Source organism: Paraburkholderia sp. RL17-381-BIF-C, from assembly GCF_046026435.1.
Classification (GTDB): domain Bacteria; phylum Pseudomonadota; class Gammaproteobacteria; order Burkholderiales; family Burkholderiaceae; genus Paraburkholderia.
This window is the reverse complement of record NZ_JARESX010000152.1, coordinates 1-4,531: the sequence shown is the minus strand read 5'-3', so window position 1 is coordinate 4,531 and position 4,531 is coordinate 1. Positions and strand designations below refer to the sequence as shown.

The window sequence follows — 4,531 nt, the reverse complement described above, 5'->3', positions numbered from 1 at the left end:
TTCCAGTACGTAACCCATTCCTCTTACGGTGTGGATAAGCTTGGGCTCGTATGCATCGTCAACCTTGGAACGGAGGCGCCTGATGGCCGAATCCACAACATTGGTATCGCTGTTGAAATTCATGTCCCAGACCTGAGAAGCGATGGTCGCACGAGGCAGAATCTCTCCCTCTTTTCGCATCAGAAGCCATAGCAATGTGAACTCTTTTGCGGTCAAAAGAACGGTGTCGCCCTGACGCGTGGCTTTACGCCGCGTCAGGTCGAGTTCAAGGTCCGCGATTTTAAGCATCGTCGAGTCGCGGGGCTTTCCGCGACGGAGTATGGACCTTACGCGGGCGACCAGTTCGACGAAATCAAACGGCTTCGCAAGGTAGTCATCTGCCCCGAGTTCCAGCCCTTTTACTCGGTCTCCGACATCGTCACGCGCTGTCAAAAACAGCACGGGAGTTGACCTCGTACGCCGAAGATTTTGCAGCAGTGTCCATCCGTCCTGCCGCGGCAGCATCACGTCGAGTATGAGGAGGTCATAGTCCTCAGCCTCGGCCTGATGCTGGCCGGTGACGCCGTCTTCGACCCAATCGACGGCGTATCCGGCTTCCGCCAGGCCCCTACGAAGATAAGTGCCGGTCTTCGGCTCATCTTCCACTAAAAGAATACGCATTGAACACTACCTCGAAAGAATGCCGAACCAGCGCAGTACCCGACCTGGCGCCCGTTTCACCAACCGCGCCATGACAACGGAACGCAACGACGCTGAATGGACGACGCGATACAGAACGGGAAGGACCAGCAGTGTCAGCGCGGTCGAGGACAGGATGCCACCGATTACAACTGTTGCGAGCGGACGCTGCACTTCAGAGCCCGTGCCTGTCGCGAATGCCATCGGCAGAAAGCCGAGTGACGCAACCAGCGCTGTCATCAACACCGGCCTGAGCCGCGTCAGCGCGCCGTCGCGAACAGCAGCGTCCAGTTCCACGCCTTCCTCGCGCAGGTTCCTGATGAAGGAAATCATGACGAGGCCATTCAAAACCGCGACGCCTGAGAGTGCGATGAACCCAACGGCAGCCGTGATGGACAAAGGAATCCCTCTCATCCATAACGAAACCACCCCGCCACTCAGTGCGAACGGAATACCCGTGAACACCAGCAGGCCGTCCTTCACATTATTGAACATGATGAAAAGGAGGACGAATACCATGAAGAGCGCCAGCGGAACGACGAGTTTCAATCTCTCACTGGCGCTCTGCAACTGCTCAAACTGTCCGCCCCACGACAACCAGTACCCCGACGGAACCTGAACGTCCTGTTCAATCCGCTCACGCGCATCCGCGACGAACGTGCCCACGTCACGCCCGCGGACATTCGCACTGACGACCACACGCCGCTTGCCGTCTTCCCGGCTGATTTGGTTGGGGCCTGGGGCAACCTCAACCGTTGCCAGCTCTGCAAGCGGGACGTTCGGTGCCTGGACCACTGGCCCGCTCGCAGCGCCCTGCGATGAAAATGGTAACGCAATCGGCAGGCGTTTAATGGCCTCAATATCGGAGCGGAGCTCGTCAGGCAGCCGGACCACAATATCGAATCGCCTGTCTCCCTGAAACAGCGTGCCCGCCTTCTGTCCGCCGACCGCGGCTGCTACAGTGTCCTGAATGTCTCCCACGGTGACGCCGTACCGTGCAAGTTTGTCGCGGTCCAGGTTGATGGTAAGAACAGGCAATCCAGTGGTCTGCTCAACCTTCACTTCCGCGGCACCAGGCACTTTCTGAAGTGCCGCCGCTATCTTCTCGCCGGTTCCATTGAGCACAGCCATATCGTCGCCAAAAATTTTAACTGCAACGTCGCTCCGTACGCCGGAAATCAACTCATTGAAGCGAAGTTGAATTGGCTGAGAAAATTCATATACGTTTCCTGGCAATTCCGCGAGCGCCACCTCAATTTCTTCTACTAGCTTGTCGCGTGACTTTCCCGGGTCGGGCCAATTGTCCGTCGGTTTTAGCATTATGTAGCCGTCGGACAGATTCGGCGGCATCGGGTCCGCAGCGATTTCCGCCGTGCCAGTCCGTGCGAAAACACGGTCGATTTCCGGAAAGCGCTGCTTGAGTGTCTTTTCGATGGACTTCTGCATTTCCACCGACTGGGAGAGACTCGTGCCGGGAATGCGTAGCGCGGCGACGGCGAGGTCACCCTCGTTCAAGTTCGGAATGAACTCGCTGCCAAGGCGTGTTGCCAACCCCATCGCCAGCGTGACAATCACGACTGCGCCAACCAGTACACGCTTTGGACGTGTCATGAACGCGCCAAGCGCGGGCTCATAGAGCCGTCGTGCCCGGCTCATCAGCCAGTTTTCCTTTTCTTCGACGCGCTGACCGATGAACAACGCAACTGCGGCAGGAATGAAGGTGACCGTCAGCACCATAGCTCCGGCAAGCGCCATCACCACGGTAACCGCCATGGGGTGGAACATCTTGCCCTCGACGCCTGTCAGCGCAAAGATGGGGAGATAGACGACCATGATGATGAGCTGGCCGAAAATGAGGGCACGTCTGGCTTCTTGGGATGCGCCGAAGACTTCGGCGAAACGCTCCTCGCGTGTCAAGGGTCGCCCAGCGAGTGTCTGCGCGTGAGCCAGGCGTCTCACGCAGTTTTCAACAATCACGACCGCGCCATCGACGATGATGCCGAAATCGAGCGCGCCGAGGCTCATCAGGTTGGCGCTCACTTTAGCGTTGACCATGCCGGTGAATGTCATCAGCATCGACAATGGGATAACAAGGGCGGTAATCAGCGCCGCCCGGATGTTGCCAAGGAACAGGAAGAGAATGACGATAACGAGAACCGCACCTTCGAGCAGGTTCTTCTTCACTGTCTCCACGGCCTTTTCAACCAGGACGGTCCGGTCGTAGACGGGAACCGCGCGCACCCCCGAAGGCAGTGTGCGATTGACGTCATCCATTTTGAGGGAGACAGCCTTTGCAACGGTCCGGCTGTTCTCTCCCATCAACATGAACGCCGTTCCGAGCACGACCTCTTCACCGTTCGCAGTCGCCGCACCCGTTCGTAATTCACGGCCAATGTCGACTTGCCCAACATCTCTCATGCGCACAGGTACACCGCCGACGTTTGTGAGCACTACGTCTGAGATGTCCTCGACCGAGCGTGCCTGACCAGGCACGCGCACCAGGTACTGTTCGCCGCGCTTTTCGATATATCCGGCGCCCACATTGTCATTGTTACGCTCGAGGGCACGCACCACATCTGCAAGGGTCAGTCCGTAGGACATCAGCTTGGTCGGGTTCGGCGCGACTCGGAACTCCTTGACGAAGCCACCGATGGAATTCACCTCGGTGACGCCCGGCACGTTACGAAGCTGTGGCTTGATAACCCAGTCCTGAAGCTCCCGAAGGTCTGCGGGCGTATAGCGGGTCCCATCCGGCTTGGCCGCTGCCGCGTCAGCTTCCACCGTCCACAGGTAAATTTCACCAAGCCCGGTGGAAGTTGGCCCCATAGCAGGCGTGGCGCCCGGAGGTAGCTTATCCTTTGCTTCCTGAATCCGCTCATTAACCAGTTGGCGCGCGAAGTAGATGTCGGTCCCGTCCTTGAAGATGACGGTGACCTGGGACAGACCGTAGCGCGAGATGGAACGCGTCTGTTCCAGGTTGGGCAGGCCCGCCATTGCGGTCTCTATTGGATATGTTATGCGTTGCTCGGCCTCGAGCGGTGAATATCCGGGCGCTGACGTGTTAATTTGGACCTGGATGTTGGTAATGTCAGGAACGGCATCAATGGGCAGCTTCTGGTAGCTGTAAATGCCTAACGCTGCGACAGCCGCGACTGCAAGCATGACGAGCCAGCGGTGTGCTATCGCGAAGCGAATCAGTCTCTCAAACATTGAGATGGTCCTATGAAACCGGATGAGTGGTGCGCAACCTGCCCGTTGCAGGTCGTCGACGGGTTGGGGCTTTGGATTTACTCTTCCTCGACACTGCTTTTCCCGAGTTCGGCCTTGAGTACGAAACTGTTGGAAGCGGCATACTTCTGACCCGGCTTAAGCCCTTTGACAACTTCGACCACGTCGTCATCACGACGCCCGGTCTCGATGGCTTGAGCAACGAACCCCTTAGGGGACTGCACAAAGATTGCCTGTGTACCGTCGATGTCCTGCAATGCGTCGCTCGCCACTGCGACCGGCACGCCGTGTTTACCCGCGTCAACCGAGACATTGACGAACATGCCCGGCCGCCACACGCCATCAGGGTTCGGCAACACAACACGCGCCGGCGCTGTGCGGGTCTGTTCTCCCAGTAGCGCGCCTACATATGCGATGGGGCCACTCGACTTCGATTCGAATGCCGTAGCGCTGACGGTTGCTTCTCGGCCAACGCGAACATCGTTTAGCCGCTGGGCGGGCACAGCCATCTCCGCCCACACGGACGAAAGGTCGGAGACAACGAAAACGTTCGCATCCGCCGCGATTGCCTCGCCAGGTGCCACGTGCTTTTCAACTATCGTTCCGGCAAATGGTGCGCGCAGTT

Annotated in this window: 3 protein-coding genes; all 3 read right to left on the bottom strand. The window is 58.2% G+C overall.

All coding sequences use genetic code 11. The annotated features are described in order from the left end of the window. Window positions 1-660: heavy metal response regulator transcription factor IrlR (gene irlR, locus P0D70_RS36200; RefSeq protein WP_408188052.1), on the bottom strand; the 660-nt coding region annotated here is incomplete at its 3' end. A 6-nt stretch (window positions 661-666) separates the two neighbouring features. Then, complete coding sequence (locus P0D70_RS36195; protein ID WP_408188051.1) at window positions 667-3,888, bottom strand: efflux RND transporter permease subunit; 3,222 nt, start codon at window positions 3,886-3,888, stop codon at window positions 667-669. A 77-nt stretch (window positions 3,889-3,965) separates the two neighbouring features. Next, the coding region (locus P0D70_RS36190) for an efflux RND transporter periplasmic adaptor subunit (RefSeq protein WP_408188050.1) at window positions 3,966-4,531 on the bottom strand (566 nt) is incomplete at its 5' end.

Excerpts from the sequence above, each read along its gene's own strand:
- P0D70_RS36195 (WP_408188051.1), bottom strand. The coding sequence starts at position 3,888 with ATGTTTGAGAGACTGATTCGCTTCGCGATAGCACACCGCTGGCTCGTC.